Source organism: uncultured Thiothrix sp. (assembly GCF_937873765.1).
Lineage (GTDB): Bacteria > Pseudomonadota > Gammaproteobacteria > Thiotrichales > Thiotrichaceae > Thiolinea.
Genome location: NZ_CALMZC010000015.1, coordinates 38,929 through 56,317, shown reverse-complemented (window position 1 = coordinate 56,317; position 17,389 = coordinate 38,929). Strand labels below are relative to the sequence as shown.

At 45.4% G+C, this 17,389-nt stretch carries 15 protein-coding genes and 1 pseudogene; 6 read left to right on the top strand and 10 right to left on the bottom strand.

Translation table 11 applies throughout. The features are described 5' to 3' along the window. Nucleotides 1-49: 49 nt before the first annotated feature. The 4 genes and pseudogenes from aroQ to Q0307_RS04635 form a co-directional block, all read right to left on the bottom strand. Nucleotides 50-511: a type II 3-dehydroquinate dehydratase gene (aroQ, locus tag Q0307_RS04650; RefSeq protein ID WP_298657274.1), complete on the bottom strand. Its 462-nt coding sequence runs from the start codon at nt 509-511 to the stop codon at nt 50-52. 1,088 nt (nt 512-1,599) lie between these two features. Then, nucleotides 1,600-1,707: pseudogene (locus Q0307_RS04645) on the bottom strand (IS5/IS1182 family transposase); the annotation flags it as partial. Nucleotides 1,708-2,121: 414 nt separating this feature from the next. Then, entirely contained in the window at nt 2,122-4,440 is a 2,319-nt protein-coding gene (locus Q0307_RS04640) for a YgiQ family radical SAM protein (protein ID WP_298657271.1), read from the bottom strand. A 93-nt stretch (nt 4,441-4,533) separates the two neighbouring features. After that, nucleotides 4,534-4,863, bottom strand: a complete 330-nt coding sequence (locus Q0307_RS04635) for a hypothetical protein (RefSeq protein ID WP_298657268.1) — start codon at nt 4,861-4,863, stop codon at nt 4,534-4,536. 162 nt (nt 4,864-5,025) lie between these two features. On the opposite strand from Q0307_RS04635, the gene Q0307_RS04630 reads away from it, so the two are divergent. The 3 genes from Q0307_RS04630 to Q0307_RS04620 are packed head-to-tail and all read left to right on the top strand — an operon-like array spanning nt 5,026 to nt 6,439. Beyond that, the gene (locus Q0307_RS04630; RefSeq protein ID WP_298657265.1) at nt 5,026-5,259 is read left to right on the top strand and encodes a hypothetical protein; all 234 of its coding nucleotides are present in this window, start codon (nt 5,026-5,028) and stop codon (nt 5,257-5,259) included. Next, nucleotides 5,222-5,509 (top strand): Uma2 family endonuclease, encoded by a 288-nt coding sequence (locus Q0307_RS04625; protein ID WP_298657263.1) that lies wholly within the window; start codon nt 5,222-5,224, stop codon nt 5,507-5,509. The genes Q0307_RS04630 and Q0307_RS04625 overlap by 38 nt, the downstream gene beginning before the upstream one ends. A gap of 60 nt (nt 5,510-5,569) precedes the next feature. Next, a complete protein-coding gene (locus Q0307_RS04620) occupies nt 5,570-6,439 on the top strand; it encodes an ankyrin repeat domain-containing protein (protein ID WP_298657260.1) in 870 nt (289 codons plus the stop codon). A 68-nt stretch (nt 6,440-6,507) separates the two neighbouring features. Here the strand turns inward: Q0307_RS04620 and Q0307_RS04615 are convergent, their stop codons facing one another. After that, nucleotides 6,508-7,242, bottom strand: a complete 735-nt coding sequence (locus Q0307_RS04615; RefSeq protein WP_298657258.1) for a pyridoxine 5'-phosphate synthase — start codon at nt 7,240-7,242, stop codon at nt 6,508-6,510. 128 nt (nt 7,243-7,370) lie between these two features. On the opposite strand from Q0307_RS04615, the gene Q0307_RS04610 reads away from it, so the two are divergent. Next, the gene (locus Q0307_RS04610; protein ID WP_298657255.1) at nt 7,371-8,234 is read left to right on the top strand and encodes a pirin family protein; all 864 of its coding nucleotides are present in this window, start codon (nt 7,371-7,373) and stop codon (nt 8,232-8,234) included. Here Q0307_RS04610 and kefC read toward each other — a convergent pair. Then, on the bottom strand, nt 8,228-10,096 hold the full coding sequence (kefC, locus tag Q0307_RS04605; RefSeq protein WP_298657253.1) for a glutathione-regulated potassium-efflux system protein KefC: 1,869 nt from the start codon (nt 10,094-10,096) through the stop codon (nt 8,228-8,230). The two genes, Q0307_RS04610 and kefC, sit on opposite strands and share 7 nt — an antisense overlap. Nucleotides 10,097-10,105: 9 nt before the next feature. Beyond that, a complete protein-coding gene (locus Q0307_RS04600; protein WP_298657250.1) occupies nt 10,106-10,693 on the bottom strand; it encodes an NAD(P)H-dependent oxidoreductase in 588 nt (195 codons plus the stop codon). A 161-nt stretch (nt 10,694-10,854) separates the two neighbouring features. Between Q0307_RS04600 and Q0307_RS04595 the strand changes: the two genes are divergently transcribed. Beyond that, on the top strand, nt 10,855-13,593 hold the full coding sequence (locus tag Q0307_RS04595; protein ID WP_298657248.1) for a hypothetical protein: 2,739 nt from the start codon (nt 10,855-10,857) through the stop codon (nt 13,591-13,593). Nucleotides 13,594-13,633: 40 nt separating this feature from the next. Here the strand turns inward: Q0307_RS04595 and aroC are convergent, their stop codons facing one another. After that, nucleotides 13,634-14,740 (bottom strand): chorismate synthase, encoded by a 1,107-nt coding sequence (gene aroC, locus Q0307_RS04590; RefSeq protein ID WP_298657245.1) that lies wholly within the window; start codon nt 14,738-14,740, stop codon nt 13,634-13,636. A 36-nt stretch (nt 14,741-14,776) separates the two neighbouring features. Then, nucleotides 14,777-15,658, bottom strand: coding sequence for a LysR family transcriptional regulator (locus tag Q0307_RS04585; protein ID WP_298657242.1), 882 nt, complete (start codon nt 15,656-15,658; stop codon nt 14,777-14,779). A gap of 106 nt (nt 15,659-15,764) precedes the next feature. Here Q0307_RS04585 and Q0307_RS04580 point away from each other — a divergent pair, with 106 nt between their 5' ends. After that, entirely contained in the window at nt 15,765-16,466 is a 702-nt protein-coding gene (locus Q0307_RS04580; RefSeq protein ID WP_298657239.1) for a pirin family protein, read from the top strand. A gap of 47 nt (nt 16,467-16,513) precedes the next feature. Here Q0307_RS04580 and Q0307_RS04575 read toward each other — a convergent pair whose 3' ends face one another. Continuing rightward, nucleotides 16,514-17,350: a DsbC family protein gene (locus tag Q0307_RS04575; RefSeq protein ID WP_298657236.1), complete on the bottom strand. Its 837-nt coding sequence runs from the start codon at nt 17,348-17,350 to the stop codon at nt 16,514-16,516. Nucleotides 17,351-17,389 lie beyond the last annotated feature (39 nt).

Below are 17,389 nucleotides of genomic sequence, written 5' to 3'. Positions count from 1 at the left end.
CTAAATACAGACCTTATCCACAGCGACTCTGACTAGCTTAGCTAAAGATTTAAGCCGATGGTTTATGAAACTTCCGCACTAAACCCTCAATAGCTAGTACATAACCATCTACGCCAAAGCCCACAACAACTCCCGCCGCTGCTGCAGAAATATAAGAATGATGGCGAAATGCCTCGCGTGCATGCACATTAGAGATATGAATCTCGATCAAAGGTACTTCTGCTCCTTTGATGGCATCAAATAAGGCAATCGAGGTATGGGTATATGCACCTGGATTCATCACTACACCCAGTACCGATCCATCCTTGAACCCTCGACCCGCCTCATGAAGCACATCAATCAATACACCTTCATGATTCGATTGTAGACACCTCACGTCAAAACCCAAACGCTTACCCGCTGCCAGACACATCTCTTCTACATCTTTTAAGGTAGTGGAGCCATATTGAGCAGGCTCACGTTGACCAAGCAGGTTTAAGTTAGGGCCATTTAATACCAGAATCGTTGACATACTAGTTCCTTATCAGTGATCAAAGACCTAAGATATGAAAAACCTTACTTCTTAAGTTTACCAACCGTCTTCCTTACCAACCAACTCAGGATGGATTATTTATTGCTATGTTGGTTTGTATCAACAGGTTTCAATTAAAGCCTACCATGAAGTGTGCGAAGGCGAAAGTGAGCCAGATTTAGAGCATTTAGAACCAACACGTAGACACACTCAATCAGGACGCACTCTATTAGGAGTGCTTCAGCCTCATTGTTTTTCACAGGTTCTAAGTACCTCGGCAAAATTAATCGTGAAGGTATTACTGACCTGTTCAATTACCTCGACCACGAGTTGTTTCAAAGTAGTGAATGATTGATGGGCGCTCAGGGGCAACCATTTATATTTAAGCTTTATCGAGCACCACGAAACAGAGTTTTCCTGATAACCTGAGGGTCACGATTTAAATGAGTTGAATAGCTCGCATAATCCGTTTAGTCTAATCGACCTTCAGTGACCGTTTGAGTCAGAGGTAAGACGATGGCAACGGTAGCCCTGAAGTATCGCTATGGTGAAAGTGAGTTAGTGTACAAACAGTGCTATGCACGTAGTGGTGAGCCGCCGAGAGTGCTAGCGCATTTTTCAGCTAACCTACCGTTACGAACGTAATAAACCCGACACCCCTGAAAAAATAGCCGAGAGGGTAATAAATGGCAGTGGAATAAGAGAGACTAGCTAAGTGCTCGAGGTGAGCATTACAACAGTCATCGCTCACTTAAAAAAATTAGACCCTGCAATAGTCAATTTGCTCCCACTTCAAGCTGTGATCGAACTTCCTGCATTGGAGTGATTATGCGAGAGAGATGAACAGTATTCGTATGTAGGCCATAGACCATAAGCGGCAACGCTGTTGATTGTAGTAAGCCTAGCAAACTAGCCTATAAGTTGAGTACGCAGGCTGACAAACGCCTAAAGAGCTTATACCTCTTACTGTTTATCATCTTCAAAATTTGGCTTTACTGCACTTATCAGTGGGAGAAATATCCGCGTCATCTACCCATTGAGAAACACATCGTTAGTAAAAATAATATCAAATAGATGTATTTCATAAATTACTTTTTAGCCAGTTCGAAGCTGTACGTACCTGCGCTTAAGTTAAAGCACAAGCCCAATTGTTGACGCCGGTTTCCATATCGTGAAGCGATTATCTGAAAGCGTTTCCAACGTGGAAAAACATTTTCCACACAACCTCGCTGTCGACATAGAACACGCACAATAACCCTCTAAGGGCAGGCTTCCTCTGTGCATAGCTCTCCTCACATTCAACATCGTGTGGAAAACTGACCATTCGATAACCACTAAACGTTTTATCTGACAGTCACTTAGGATTGGACAGCTTCATACTGTGAGTATGCTAAAAAACGTTCATGCGACGATTGAGAGACATAATAAAGTCATTGGAGCACTCATTTTTTAACTCTTCTAAATTACAACTTAGCCACCGGTTTATTCTGCTAAAATTGCACTAGGGCGTCTTTATTATCGTGTCTATCTCTTCACACTGCAACTCTTCTAAATCATGCTCCTTTACCTGTTTTATTATAGTTTAGTAAGGATTCATGGTGCAAAAAATTTTAGGGTTTATGTTGTCTCGCTTTATTGGTAGACCTAGGCGGCAACCCCGTATGCTGTGTCAAAATTGCCCCCTTCTTCGGCTGACTCCCCTGCAATTTCCTTCCTGTTTGCACAGCTTGAGTCTGAGCCACTTTAGGCTTATTCCCCGCCTTCTGCTCAGTACGTTTCTGATGGGCTTTGTCGCTATTTTTACGTCGGTGCGCTTCATACACCAAATCTTCCTCACCTTTTTTATAATGCGGAATCAGTTGGTTTTCACCGTCGCCAATCAATTCTTGGCGTCCCATATTAGCAATTGCTTGGCGCAGTAACGGCCAATTTTTCGGATCGTGCCAACGTAAAAAGGCTTTATGAAGTTTGCGTTGTTCGGGTGATTTAGCGGTTTGAACCTTTTCGCTTTTGTAAGTGACCTGATGTAGCGGATTCTTCTCGCTGTAATACATGGTGGTCGCGGAAGCCATCGGAGAAGGATAAAAAGCTTGTACCTGATCAGCGCGGAAACCATTTTTCTTCAGCCACAGCGCCAAATTGAGCATATCCTCATCGGATGTACCCGGATGTGCCGCAATGAAATATGGGATTAAATACTGTTCTTTGCCCGCTTCTTTACTGTATTTCTCGAACAGGCGTTTAAATTCGTCATACGCGCCAATTCCCGGTTTCATCATTTTCGAAAGCGGCGCTTCTTCGGTGTGTTCCGGCGCAATTTTTAAATAGCCACCCACATGGTGCGTGACTAACTCTTTAATATATTCGGGGTCTTTCACGGCCAAGTCATAACGCAAACCAGAGCCGATCAGAACTTTTTTAATGCCTTTCAGGCTGCGGGTTTCACGGTATAAGGCTTTGAGCTCGGCATGATCCGTGCTTAGGTTTTGGCAAATCCCCGGATAGACGCAGCTCGGTTTACGGCAGGAGGCTTCGATTTTCGGGTCTTTACAAGCGAGGCGATACATATTCGCGGTCGGGCCGCCCAAATCAGAAATCACTCCCGTAAAGCCCGGCACTTTGTCACGGATTTCCTCCACTTCGCGCACGATAGATTCACGCGAACGGTTTTGAATAATGCGCCCTTCGTGCTCAGTAATCGAACAGAAGGTGCAACCACCAAAGCAGCCGCGCATAATATTCACCGAGAAGCGAATCATTTCATACGCGGGAATTTTCGCGCCCTGATAAGCCGGATGCGGCAAGCGTGCATAGGGCAAACCGAATACATAATCCATTTCCGGCGTGGTCAAAGGATATGGCGGCGGATTAATCCACACATCTTGAGTGCCATGTTTTTGCACTAACGCACGTGCATTGCCCGGATTGGTTTCTAAATGCAGAACACGATTGGCGTGAGCATAGAGCACTTTATCTTTGCTGACTTTTTCAAACGAAGGTAAGCGCACCACTGTTTTGGAACGCTCTAAACGCGCGCGCGGGTGGAAGGTGAGTTTATGCTCGTCGGGGCGTTTAGAACGCGGGCCTTGGTATTCAAACCATTGCACATTGCGCTTCTCAAGCTCGCACTCGTCCATCTCAGTGGTATTGAGATAGGGATTAATAATCCGGTCAATTTTGCCGGGCTGATCCACACGGGTGGAGTCAATTTCCATCCAACCTTCTGGTGAGCCACGGCGAATAAAGGCTGTACCACGCACATCGGTCATCTCTGCGATTTTCTCACCAGCTGCCAAACGATGTGCCACCTCAATCACTGCGCGCTCAGCATTACCATAGAGTAATAAATCCGCAGAGGCATCCACCAAAATCGAGCGGCGCACTTGCTCCTGCCAATAATCAAAGTGTGCAATCCGACGCAGTGAAGCTTCAATGCCCCCTAAAATAATCGGCACATCGGCATAGGCTTGTTTGCAGCGCTGCGAATACACCAATGAAGCACGATCAGGACGCTTGCCACCGACATTATTCGGCGTATAGGCATCATCCGAGCGAATTTTTCTATCGGCAGTGTAGCGGTTAATCATCGAGTCCATATTGCCCGCCGCCACCCCGAAAAATAGATTCGGTTTACCCAAGGCCATGAACGCCTCTTTAGACTGCCAATCAGGTTGCGCAATAATCCCAACGCGAAAACCTTGCGCTTCTAATACCCGACCAATCACCGCCATCCCAAAGGACGGATGATCCACATAGGCATCGCCCGTGACGATAATAATGTCGCAGGAATCCCAACCCAGCTTGTCCATCTCCGCACGCGACATCGGCAAAAAAGGCGCAGTGCCATAGCATTCTGCCCAGTATTTATCGTACTCGAACAAAGGTTTAGCGACGTTTGGGGTATTGGCGGTTTGGGCTAAGGCGGACATGGTGCTGATACTGAGTAAAAAGGTGGGGTATTGTAGCAGGTTTTCGCAAACCTGCTCTAAGTCATAGTTTCTGCTGGTAAATGCGGTTTTAACTCAATGCCCGCTATAGTCTACTGAAGACTCAGCAACATCAATCCGCACGGGCGACCGCTTTAATAAAACCGCTACTGCATTCACGAACTCTTGCGCCCATGCCTTATTATCTTTAAAGCGCTCTTCACCTGCATACTTAGCTACAGTCAGCAACATATCAACCAGCAGAATTTTACCAATCGGGCTAGTGGGTGAGCATTCTAAGTCTTCAAATTCTTGGGCTAGCCAATCTTGAGCGTCATCTTTACTTAAGGTTTCAATATCCTCGGGGTGAACGATAAAGCTGTATTCACGCTCTGCCCCAAAATCAACAATAATCGTACTGCTCATACTTGTACTCTTTCAGAAATTATTAGCGATAAACAGCTAATTTTAAGCCAAATAGTCTCGTTTTGGGAGGCAAATCGCTACATCACAAGCAAGTAGCTTGAGCCAGCGTTAGGAGCAGTTGTGATATAATGATGACTAATACATCTAAGTTGTGAGGTTAGCATGCGCTGGCAAGAAATTTGTGAGCATCCACTTCTCCAAAATTTACCGTTTAAAATTGAAACTAATAAATGGGGTAAGCTTGAAATGAGTCCAACCAGTAATGAACATGGTCTATATCAATCTATGATCATTAAATTAATGTTTAAACTGGCTAATGGTGGCGGCTCTCTCACAGAATGCAGTATTCAAACTGCAGATGGCATTAAAGTGGCTGATGTTGCGGGGTACTTATGATTTTTTCAAACGTAATAGTCGTGCGAATTCTTATCTTGAATCTCCTGAAATTGTCGTTGAAATCTTATCACCCTCTAATACTCGCCAAGAAATGGCCGAAAAGAAAGAACTATACTTTGCCCGTGGTGCAAAAGAATTTTGGATGTGTGACCACAATGGTGAAATGAGCTTCTTTAGCAATCATGCAGAATTGCTAAAAAGCCAGCTCATTGCTGAATTTCCAACACACATAGTTATTGATTTTGCTTAATGTGAACTTGTAGAGCTATCTGAATAGCAACTTAATCTCAATAAAATTGAGAGGTTTATATTGCGTTTATTACTGGTATCGCTATTTTCATTATTTATTTCTTTTCATGCTCAAGCTGAAAAATCTATTAAGGCTGATTCTCCTCTATTGTGTCCTACAATTGTTGATGATAGTTCTGAAGGTATTGATTGCTGGCGGAAAAGCTTTCTAACCGCAATTGCTCATTCGGATTATGCAAAGGTTAATCAGTGGCTTGAACAAGCCGCTATTAGGAAGATAGTCACAGAACATTTTACTCATGATTTTCTGGGTATGCTGTTCTGTAAAGCAGGTGTAGGCACTGAGATTCAAAACTCTACAAAATCAGAAACTGACTTTGAAGGTGGAAAACCTATCAAGTCAGAGCACAGAAAATTGTTTATTAAAATTACTGAGCAGCTTTTATTGTTAGGTGCCTCCTTTGAGGCTATGCCTAGTCAGCAAATTGTCACCACTCTGTTTTGTGCGATAAATAATCGTGACAGTGAAACGCTTGAGTATATGCTAATGCGTACCCATGTAGATAAAAAAGGGCTTGATAGTTGTTTATATGAAGGTTCAGACCCTTCACATGTGCCAATCTTCAGAACCATAGAAAACGATGACCTAGAATCAGCTAAGATATTATTACAACATGGTGCTTCCCTTAATTATAGAGAGATGGAGACAACTCCACTGATATATGCCTTGAAATTGAAGCGGTTCTCAATGGCAGAGTGGTTGCTTGATATGGGCGCATCAGTCTATGAAACCGACGATGGAAAATGTACTGGAAAGCTGCCTATTGCCTATGCACGTGAAATTCCAGTGGAGGAATCTGCACATGATGCAATGATGGTAAGGATAGAATCGCTCATGCAAGTATTGCCTAATCCTTGCAAGCGACAATAAAACATCAATATTTTCAGTTGAGCTTTGTGCGAACAGCCGCAAGACTGATAAATATAACTAGCTTAGTTTCACGCTGACCCACTACAAATCTGTAAATATTGCGCTACTACAGAGGGCATGCCTTGCTCAATACACTCCACCATCAGTGCATGCCCAATCGAAACTTCTTTGATGTCTTTAATTTGTAAAAACCGCGCCAAATTCTGCAAGTCCAAATCATGCCCGGCATTCACAGCAATGCCCAACGCCTGCGCACGTTGAGCCGTGGCAGCATAGTTTTGCCAGATTGTATCTGCTTGAGCAGTGCCATAGTGTGCGGCATAGGACTCGGTATAAAGCTCGATCCGCTCCGCTCCTGTGGCTGGCACATATTCGACTTGCTCTAGACTCGGATCTAAAAAGATAGATACCCGAATGCCTTGCGCTTGCAAACGGTCACAAATCTGCTTGAGCTGCACACTCTGCTGCTTTACATCCCAACCATGATCGGAAGTGAGTTGATTAGGTGCATCGGGTACGAGCGTACACTGCGCGGGGCGAGTTTTTTCCACCAATTGCAGAAAATCTTCCGAGGGATAACCTTCAATATTAAACTCAATCGCGCCCCCGTAAGGCAATAACTTTGCCAAATCATAGGCATCTTGGCGAGTGATATGTCGCTCATCTTGGCGTGGATGTACCGTAATGCCTTGCACACCCAGTGCGATGAATTTCTTAGCGAAATCCACTACATTCGGAAAATCCCGCCCGCGCGAATTGCGCAGTAGCGCGATCTTATTGAGGTTGACACTGAGTTTAGTCATGGGTGTTGATTCTCTTTGGCAAAATTTAACTCCTATCATAATACACCTAATTTTTAGTGCGAACCGAACATTGCAGGCCATCCCAATTTATGCGCTCATACACCTAGATCACTCAAGATAGGAGGCTCATGATGCTTAAGGTACTCACTGCACATACTCAAGATTTAGGCGGTTTTTCTGTACGCCGTTTATTGCCTCATCAAGCCCAACGCGCCGTAGGGCCTTGGGTGTTCTTTGATCATATGGGGCCTGCACAATTCCCACCCGGTGAAGGTATTAACGTGCGCCCACATCCGCATATTAATTTGGCGACAGTCACTTACTTATTTGCCGGTGAAATTCTACACCGTGACTCCTTAGGTAGCCTGCAAGCGATTCGCCCCGGTGATTTGAATCTAATGATTGCTGGACGCGGCATTGTCCATTCGGAGCGCGAAACGGAAACAGCCAAACAGCACACTCGCGATTTACATGGTTTACAACTATGGCTCGCCTTACCGGAAGAAGCTGAAGAACTAGAGCCAGAATTTATCCATTATCCCTCTGCTAGCTTGCCAGCTCTCACTCTACAAAATGTTCGGGTACGAGTCTTAATCGGCACAGCTTATGGTGTAAGCTCCCCCGTTAAAACACTATCACCGACTCTGTATGTAGAAGCTGATCTCAAAGCGGGGCAAAACTTAGCCCTACCTGAGGGCGTACCTGAGTTAGGTGTTTATGTTGCTGCTGGGCAATTGCAACTAGGCGAACAGCATTTGGATACTTATAACCTCAGCGTTTTAGACTCAGCTTACCAAGGTGAATTAGTCGCCCAGAGCGATAGCCGCATCGCGCTGATTGGTGGCGCACCTGTAGGCAAGCGCTATATGTGGTGGAATTTTGTCTCTAGCCGTAAAGAGCGGATTGAAGAGGCAAAGCTTGAGTGGAAAAACCAAGGTTTTCCACTCGTACCGGGGGATGAGCAGGAATTTATTCCGCTACCCACTTATTGAGTGTCGCGCTGAGCACGCTCTTCCGCATTCCAAGCATTATCCCGCTCTTGCTGCTGGCGTTGAATATGATCCGCCTGCAGCAATTCAATCACCTCCTCACGCGCTTGTTGGGCAATCGAAATGTATTTTTTCGACCCCAATTCAAAATTACTCAACCGCTGATTCGTTTCTTGATCATGCTGTGCAAACTGCAAGGCTTTGCGCCGGGCTTGATAAGCTCGCATACCTAGTTCTTGCAACACCCTCTCGCCTAAATGCAACGAGCCTAAGAATAATTCACGTTCAATATAATCGACACCTAAGCGCTGCAACTCATGGTAATGCACGACATCATACGCACGCGCATACAGCTTTAAGCTTGGAAAATGATGCTTAGCCATTTCGACAATTTTAGTGATCGTTGCGCGATCATCCACGGCAATCACCAGTAATTTAGCCTTAGCCGCCCCCGCAGTATGCAACAGGTCATCACGACTGGCATCGCCATAAAAGATTTTAAAACCAAAACGCCGCACCCGCTCAATATGCGTTGCACTATGATCCAGCACCGTCACACGCACACCATTTGCCACTAATAAACGTGAGACAATCTGCCCAAAACGCCCAAATCCAGCCACAATCACAGGATTATGTTGCTCATCCATCGGTTCGTCGTGCGCCGCTGTTTCGCCAGTTTCAAACAGTGGCTGAACTAAGCGCTCATTGAGAAGAATCAGTACTGGCGTTAAAACCATCGATAAAGCAATCGCTGCGGTTAAAATATCGACTAACTCAGCCGGTAAAACCTTGTTTTGCAAGCTGAATGACAACAAGACAAAGCCGAACTCTCCACCTTGCGCCAGTGCAAACGCAAACCAATAGCGGTAGCCCCCTTGGATAGCGAATAACTTTGCCAAGCCCCAAAGAATCACAAACTTTACAGCGATTAAACCTATAACTACCAAACTGACAATAAAGGGATGCTTGAGCAATAAATTGAAATCAATCGAAGCCCCCACCGACATGAAAAACAAACCTAGCAATAAAGCTTTAAAGGGGTCGATATTGGCCTCTAATTCGTGTCGATATTCATTATTCGCCAACACCACGCCTGCAATGAAAGCACCTAAAGCCGGTGATAAACCGACCATATTCATCAGCAGCGCCGTCCCCACCACCAACATTAAAGCGGTCGCGGTAAACATTTCCCGCAAATGACTTTCGGCAATAAAGCGAAAAACCGGGCGCATTAAATAGCGACCCACTAGAATTAAGCCCATAATCACGCCCATCACCAGTAAGGCTTGTTGCCATTCAGGTAGGGTGTCTATATAAGCAGCACTCGACTCCGTAGCTTTAACAGGCTCACTACCTTGGGAGCTTAACAGTGGCAGCAAGGCAATAATCGGAATCACCGCAATATCTTGGAAGAGCAACACGGCAAAACTCGCTTTGCCACCTTCGGTTTGCAACAGATTTTTTTCGCCCAGAATCTGCAAAGCAATCGCGGTAGATGAAAGTGATAGAATTAAGCCTATGGCCACGCCTACTTGCCAACTGAGGCCAAATAGCAGCGCTATGCTCGCAATAGCCAAAGTTGTCACCATCACCTGTAAACCGCCCATCCCCAAGATAGGTTTACGCAATTGCCACAACACCGCTGGCTGCAACTCAAGACCAATCAGAAAAAGCATCATCACCACGCCAAATTCGGCGAAGTGCATAATATGCTCCGTCTCCCCCACAAACCCTAAGACGAAGGGGCCAATGATCACACCCGCAATTAAGTAACCTAACACCGACCCCAGCCCTAAACGGCTAGCAATCGGCACAGCGACCACACCCGCTGCCAGAAACAGGAAGGCTTCTTGTAATAAGGCCATTATTTACTCTTAAGTAGTTAAGTCATTGAGATAGTTCAAGCGGCTTAAAGCTTGAACCTGAGGATGTTGCTGTAATTGCACAAGCAGTCGTTGATATTGGCTCGCATAGATATCAATTTCAGCTTCACTTAAATCATTGGCATCATGAATCACAAAGGGGGGTAAATAATTCATTCCACATAAATTCGCCGTCTGCTCTAAAGGGCGTAATAACTCAGCTAAGGTAAAATGATTCATACCATCCGTTTGATAAGCCACACGGCTTCCCCCCGCACTGATGACGCTCGCAAATAACTTGCCTGTTAAAGCGTTGCCATTTTTTCCATACGCGAAGCCATATTCCAACACCAAATCCTGCCATTCTTTCAAAATAGCGGGCGTGCTGTACCAATACAAAGGGAATTGAAACACGATAATGTCATGCTCGGTCAGGAGCGCTTGCTCTTTATCCACATTGATCATGAAATCAGGATAAAGCTGATAGAGATCGTGACAGGTCACACCTGCTAAAGACTGAGCAGCTTTCAACAAGCGATACTGCACCCGTGACTTCTCTAAAGCCGGATGCGCAAAAAGTATTAAAATTCGGTGAGTCAAACTTAAATTCCTTAATTAACGGGTAAGGCTAGTAAAGACACATTGAACTAGTCATAGGATAACTACTCATAATATCTAGATTTCCCTGATCACTTAGGTAATAAGCACTGCTGCAAACTATATTCAGTGTACCTGCTTAATAAAAACTAGAGGGCTTATTCATGCTCTTACGCTTTCTCTATCTTACCAGTCTAGCCTTGAGTTTAAGTTATGCACCACTCAGCATGGCAGAAGCTCCGCTTACCCCCATACAATTATTTGTGGGCAAAAATCAAACCTTAGGTACACAGCTTTGGCAAACTGATAACACCCCTGAGCAGACTAAAGTATTTAGCTATCTAAGCAAAACGCCTAATGCTGATTCTAGTTTTTATCCCTTGGGTAGCGTTGGAAATTATGGAATCTTTGCGGCTTTTACACCAGAAGCAGGACAGGAGCTATGGCGTACTGATGGTAGCGCTGCAGGGACACAGCTCATTAAAGACCTCGCGCCCGGTCAAGCGAGTGGCCTTGCCAAAATGCGCGAGCTGTATACCCAAACCAGTATCAACTTAAAAGAACGCCTGTTATTCTGGGGGCAAACCGCAGACCAACTCACGTTGTATAGCACGGATGGCAGTAGCGAAAACACACAGGCTTTGGCCCAATTTCCACGCTCCAGTGATCAATCCCTAAATATAGCCTCACCTATTTTTTATGGCTTAAGCAACACCGCTTTCTTTTGGGTGAATGATGGCATACATGGTTTAGAGCTTTGGAAAACCGATGGCAGTGCAGCAGGCACTCAATTAGTGGTCGATGCGAGTAAAGAAGCTAACGATTACAATAATTTACTCGCGTATGTGCTGGAGCCACTCAATAATCAAAGCAAGCTCTTCTTTATAGCTGCCGATCAACGCTCTAACTCAACTGAAGAAAAAATCGATTATTCACTCTGGCAGGTTGATGGTAACAACAGTGAGCGCCTCACTCGCTTTCCCAAGCAAACTGCGCTTAGTTTTACTACCGTTGCGGCTAATGAAAATAAAGTCATTTGGGTGAAAACCAATGACACCGATCAACAGCCTGAACTTTGGCAATTTGATCTGAAAACGAAACAAGCAAGCTTAATCCTTCACCTACCCGCTGCAGAGCAAGGAGCACGCAGCATCAATGCCAGCAAAGCCCTGTTCTTTAAAGGCAAGCTATATGTATGGTTTTCAGTGCTGGGTGAGCAAATACTGGAAGAATTATGGGTGACTGATTTTACAGCTAAAGGCACTGAACGCTTAGTAAGCCTGCCGAATCCGAATAATGAATACCAAGCACCACCCCTCTTATTTAGCTTTGCAAAGCGCCTGTATTTTATGCAAAGCGATGGGATTCGCCCGTCTGCACTCTGGCTCACCGATGGCACAGTGACTGGCACGAAAAATATCTTAAGCATGAAAGATGGGCAGTATGCAGGTGGTGCTGGAGATTCATGGCCAGCGCGCCCGACTCCTTATGTGTTGCGGACTGATAAATTAATTTTCCCAACGTTTTCACCGAAAGATCGGAATCGTTCGCAATTGTGGAGCTTAACACCAGAGCAACCGGAAAAGCCTTTGCTTTTAGGTGAGTTCGATGATCCACAATTATTACCACCCGCACCCAACGATCAAGCTTCGTTAGTATATTTTCTCAGTGGTAAACAGCGTTGGCACACTGATGGCACGGTGGCAGGGACTAAAGCCTTAGGGAATGATCCTATTCGCGCTTATTGGGAGCCAACCCATTGGCCAAGCGGTGGTTTAAGTGAAATTCTACCGTTAGCTGGCAAACAAACAGGCTGGATTTTAGCAGAAACCGATCTGCAAGCAGGCAAAGAACCATGGCTACTTTCCAGCGAGATCAGCCAAAGCAAAGTACTCAAGGACATTAATACTACCCCCGCCAGCGCTGATTTAAGGCAAGTCCAGCCATTGGGTTCGACTTGGTATTTTGTGCTGAATTCGCGCTTGTGGGCGACTAAGCTAGACCCGAATACTACAAGGGAACTGACTTCACTACCGAAAGAGGAACACATTTCTTTTAATGCACAATCCCTGATTAAATTTAAAGACACTCTCTATTTCCTGACCGAAACGGCGGAGAAAATCAATTCACTTTGGCAACTTAAAGACGGCCAACTGCAACGCCTTAGAACCTTTCCAACCGGCTATAGCTGGCTGTTTCCAAGCAGCCAAGGTGTTTATGCGGCTTATTTCCCACCGGAGACAGCCGGGGCTTGGACACTGGAATTATGGCAAACGGAAGCACAGAAATTTCTGCCGGTGTTAAAAGAAACAGAGGATAAACGTCGCTTAGCTACCCTGCTCGAAACAGAACAGGGTTTACTCTATGTACTAGAGCCTAAACTAACACTCAATGGTGCAAGGACTGCCTATAGCCTCAATTTACAGACTAAAGAGGGTACTAGCCTCGTTCTCAACGATAGTTTTGAACCAGTACCGAATGTATTGAATAACACGTTATTTACGACCGCAAACACTACCTACCTATTGACCCAAAAAGAAAATGATCTCTTGAACTATCAATTGTCGCGGATTGACTGGGCGACGAAACAAGTTATGGAAGTTGACACTCCAGCCTTGCCTCAACAAAGCAGCCTATTAGCAGCCTCCAAGGGCTTATTTATCTTAAGTCAAGCGCCGCAAGCAAGTTTTTGGTGGCTAGCGGATGAGAATGAGGAAGCCCGTTTAATTAAAACCTTTGCCGCTAAAGAATATGTAGATTTAGTAAAGGTTGTGGATGAAAAACTGTATTTTCAACTCATGCGCCTGACCCAAGATGAGCCACCACGAGAATTATGGATAACGAATAATACGGGTGGGGGAATGCAAAAATTGGCGGATGATTTGGAAATGCTGCGGGATTAGCTTTCAGGCTCTAGTTAAGAGCCTGAAGCCCTATCAATTACTAAGACAATGGAGCTTGCGCCGGAATATCCGCCAGCTCTGTGACCACATTCAAATTCTGCGCTCGATGACGTAAAGCATGATCCATCAGCACTAAGGCCAACATCGCCTCACAAATCGGTGTAGCACGAATCCCCACACAAGGATCATGGCGGCCTTTGGTAATCACTTCGACGGGTTCACCTTGGAGATTCACGGTTTGCCCCGGTAGCCGCATGCTAGAAGTCGGTTTAAAGGCAGTGTGGACAATAATATCTTGCCCCGAAGTGATACCCCCTAAAATCCCACCAGCTTGGTTTTGGGTGAATCCTTCCCTTGTAATTTCGTCACGATGCTCAGTACCCTTTTGAGTCACGCAGCTAAAACCAGCGCCAATCTCCACACCCTTAGCCGCATTAATGCTCATCATCGCATAGGCGATTTCGGCATCCATCCGATCAAAAATCGGCTCACCCCAACCGGGTGGTAGACCTGTCGCGACCGTGGTGATCTTCGCGCCAATCGAATTACCTTCTTTGCGTAAGGCATCCATATAGGCTTCCATTTCCACCACTTTACTCGCATCTGGGCAGAAGAAGGGATTAGTTTCAATCACCTCCCAATCGAGCCACTCAGCCACAATGGGGCCGAGCTGCGAGAGATAGCCACGAATTTTCACGCCATAACGTTCACTCAGGTATTTCTTTGCAATCGCTCCGGCTGCTACCCGCATCGCGGTTTCACGTGCAGAAGAACGCCCCCCCCCCCGATAATCACGGAAGCCATACTTTTTATAATAAGTATAATCGGCATGCCCCGGACGGAAGCGGTCGAGAATCTCCGAATAATCTTTCGAGCGCTGATCGGTGTTGTGAATAATGAGCGCAATCGGTGTGCCAGTGGTTTTACCTTCAAACACACCGGAAAGAATTTGCACTTCATCCGGCTCACGGCGCTGGGTGGTATGCCGACTTTGACCGGGCTTACGCCGATCTAAATCGAGCTGAATATCAGCTTCAGTCAGCACCATTCCGGGTGGGCAGCCGTCTACAATACAACCAATTGCTGGGCCATGACTTTCACCGAAACTCGTGACGGTGAATAATTTTCCAATCGTATTTCCTGACATAGCGCGTTTCTAATCGTCTCTAAAAATTCAAAATATTTAGGTAAGTTGCTGCTGTAAAAACTCAATGAGGCGGCGAATTTTCACTGGCAAGAAGTGGCGTGTAGGATACATGGCATAAGCACTCACATAAACATTGGTATAGTCTTTTAGCACCTCCACCAAATCGCCATTCGCTAAAGCGTTATGGGCAATAAACTCAGGATGATAGACTAGACCTTGGCCTAATATCGCTGCTTGGTTAAGAATATCACCATTATTCGCCACTAAATTTCCATGCACAGGCACACGACTCTCAATCCCCTCTTTCTGAAATTCCCAAATATGCATCGGCATACTGTGCTGATAGACCAGACAATTATGTTTTAATAGCTCTTGAGGTGTATGCGGTGTTCCATGTTTAGCCAAATAGCTCGGCGCGGCACAACAGACTAAACGCAACTTGGCAATCCGCTGCGCCACGAGAGAGGAGTCTTCCAAATTACCCACCCGAATCACCAAATCATAATCACTATTGAGAATATCAATAAAACGATCATCTAAATGCAAAGTGATATGCAGTTGCGGATAAAGCTGCATAAATGCATGAATGGGTTTCATTAAAGCGTGCATCCCAAACGATAAGGGCGCATTAATCCGAATACTGCCACATAAACGTTCACTGGTAGAGGCGATGTTTTCTTCTAGCTCATTGAATTCCTCCAGCAAGGTCTTACCGCGTTGATAATAAAGCGCCCCCGCTTCAGTAGTACGTAAGTGACGCGTGGTACGTACCAATAATTTCACGCCTAAACGTTCTTCCAACAAGCGCAAACGCTTACTCACGGCAGCACTGGTGACATTATGCTTTTCAGCGGCAGCACTTAAAGTACCGGCGTCTACCACCTCAACCAACCAAAATAAATCATCAAAATGGCTCATAGGATTCTCAACTATGGGTTATCCGATACCTGACTTAATAGCAGTTACTCTAACTTAAAGTCAAAGATAAACTAGCATTCATACAAAACAGTTAGGAGAAATAACAATGTTACAGATTCGCAAAGCCGCAGAGCGTGGGCGCTTTAAAAATAATTGGTTAGATAGCCAACATAGTTTTTCCTTCGGTGAATATTATGACCCTAAGCACATGGGCATTTCCGTATTGCGGGTGATTAATGATGATCGCGTCACGGCGGGAGCGGGTTTCCCCACACATCCGCATAACAATATGGAAATCGTCAGTTATGTACTGGAAGGCGAATTAGCGCATCGCGATAGCATGGGCAACGGCAGTGTGATTCGCAAAGGTGATGTGCAACGGATGTCGGCAGGCACTGGGGTTACGCACTCGGAATATAACCCTTCTGCCACTGAAGGCACACACTTCTTGCAGATTTGGTTATTACCGACTCAACGTAATGTCCAACCTAGCTACGCACAAGCTTATTTTAGCGATGCCGATAAAGCGAGTGCTTGGCGCTTATTAGTCTCTCCAACCGGAGTGGAAGGCTCTTTAGCGACTAATACCGAAGCACTGCTGTGTGCCACAGTACTCGCTAATGCGGGTGAGCGTAGCTATAGCTTAGCAGCTAATCGTTTAGGCTATTTGTTTATAGCTAGTGGCTCAGTCGAGCTAGAGGGTGAGACATTAACCGCAGGCGATGGGGTAACGGTGAGTGCAGGTTCTGAGTTTAAACTAATCGGGAAAGAAACAGCCGAAGTCTTGCTCTTCGATTTACCGGCATAAATAAAAAAGGGGCAGCCATTGCCCCTTTTTTTGGAAGCTCAGAAAACTTAGTTCACCTTAGTTTTCATATCATCCAGTATTTTCACTAATTGATCCGCAGGACGATAACCCGGAATCATCGTGCCATCTTCAGTGAACAGGGCTGGAGTACCATTAACACCTAATTTTTGGCCTAATTCAAATTCTTTGGCAACTGGATTCTCACATTCTTTGGATGCAATCGTTTCGCCGGCTTTGGATTTGGTCAGTGCATCTTGCTTGTCATCCGCACACCAAACATTCACGATTTTTTTATAGCTTTCTGAACCCACGCCAGCGCGGGGATACGCTAAATAACGCACACTCACACCCGCTTCATTCAACTGATTCACTTCTTTATGTAATTTCACACAATAGCCACAGTCAACATCAGTGAATACAGTCAATAGATGCTTTTGTTCACCTTTGGCCTTGAAGATCACCGCATCTTTATCTTCAACTTTAGCCAGCATTTCTTTACGTTCAACCGTGCGGGACTGCTCAGACAAATTGGTACGACTGGAGCCATCAATCAAATCACCGCTGAAAAAATAACGGCCATCCGCTGAAACATAAATCAGCTCAGTACCGAACTTAGCTTCAAACACTCCGCTCACAGGCGTGGGCTTAATGGAATCTGGCACACTGCCAAACAAAGGTTTGAGCTTTTCATTTAATAGAGCCGTATCGACTGTAGCTTCACTAGCAGCAACAGGGGCTTTCACAGTTTCGGTGGTCGTTGGTGCTGGAACTGCAGGTACAGCGGCTGCCGTGGTTTCAGTGCTAGCTGCGGGAGCAACGGCTGTTTTATCTTCTGCGTGTGCTAAGCCCACTACCAGTAAGCTGCCTAATAAGGCGCTTAGCATTGTTTTTTTATTTATCACTTTTATTTCTTTCCATACCAT

Excerpts from the sequence above, each read along its gene's own strand:
- aroQ (WP_298657274.1), bottom strand. The coding sequence starts at position 511 with ATGTCAACGATTCTGGTATTAAATGGCCCTAACTTAAACCTGCTTGGT.
- Q0307_RS04640 (WP_298657271.1), bottom strand. The coding sequence starts at position 4,440 with ATGTCCGCCTTAGCCCAAACCGCCAATACCCCAAACGTCGCTAAACCT.
- Q0307_RS04635 (WP_298657268.1), bottom strand. The coding sequence starts at position 4,863 with ATGAGCAGTACGATTATTGTTGATTTTGGGGCAGAGCGTGAATACAGC.
- Q0307_RS04630 (WP_298657265.1), top strand. The coding sequence starts at position 5,026 with ATGCGCTGGCAAGAAATTTGTGAGCATCCACTTCTCCAAAATTTACCG.
- Q0307_RS04625 (WP_298657263.1), top strand. The coding sequence starts at position 5,222 with ATGGCATTAAAGTGGCTGATGTTGCGGGGTACTTATGATTTTTTCAAA.
- Q0307_RS04615 (WP_298657258.1), bottom strand. The coding sequence starts at position 7,242 with ATGACTAAACTCAGTGTCAACCTCAATAAGATCGCGCTACTGCGCAAT.
- Q0307_RS04610 (WP_298657255.1), top strand. The coding sequence starts at position 7,371 with ATGATGCTTAAGGTACTCACTGCACATACTCAAGATTTAGGCGGTTTT.
- kefC (WP_298657253.1), bottom strand. The coding sequence starts at position 10,096 with ATGGCCTTATTACAAGAAGCCTTCCTGTTTCTGGCAGCGGGTGTGGTC.
- Q0307_RS04595 (WP_298657248.1), top strand. The coding sequence starts at position 10,855 with ATGCTCTTACGCTTTCTCTATCTTACCAGTCTAGCCTTGAGTTTAAGT.
- aroC (WP_298657245.1), bottom strand. The coding sequence starts at position 14,740 with ATGTCAGGAAATACGATTGGAAAATTATTCACCGTCACGAGTTTCGGT.
- Q0307_RS04585 (WP_298657242.1), bottom strand. The coding sequence starts at position 15,658 with ATGAGCCATTTTGATGATTTATTTTGGTTGGTTGAGGTGGTAGACGCC.
- Q0307_RS04580 (WP_298657239.1), top strand. The coding sequence starts at position 15,765 with ATGTTACAGATTCGCAAAGCCGCAGAGCGTGGGCGCTTTAAAAATAAT.
- Q0307_RS04575 (WP_298657236.1), bottom strand. The coding sequence starts at position 17,350 with ATGCTAAGCGCCTTATTAGGCAGCTTACTGGTAGTGGGCTTAGCACAC.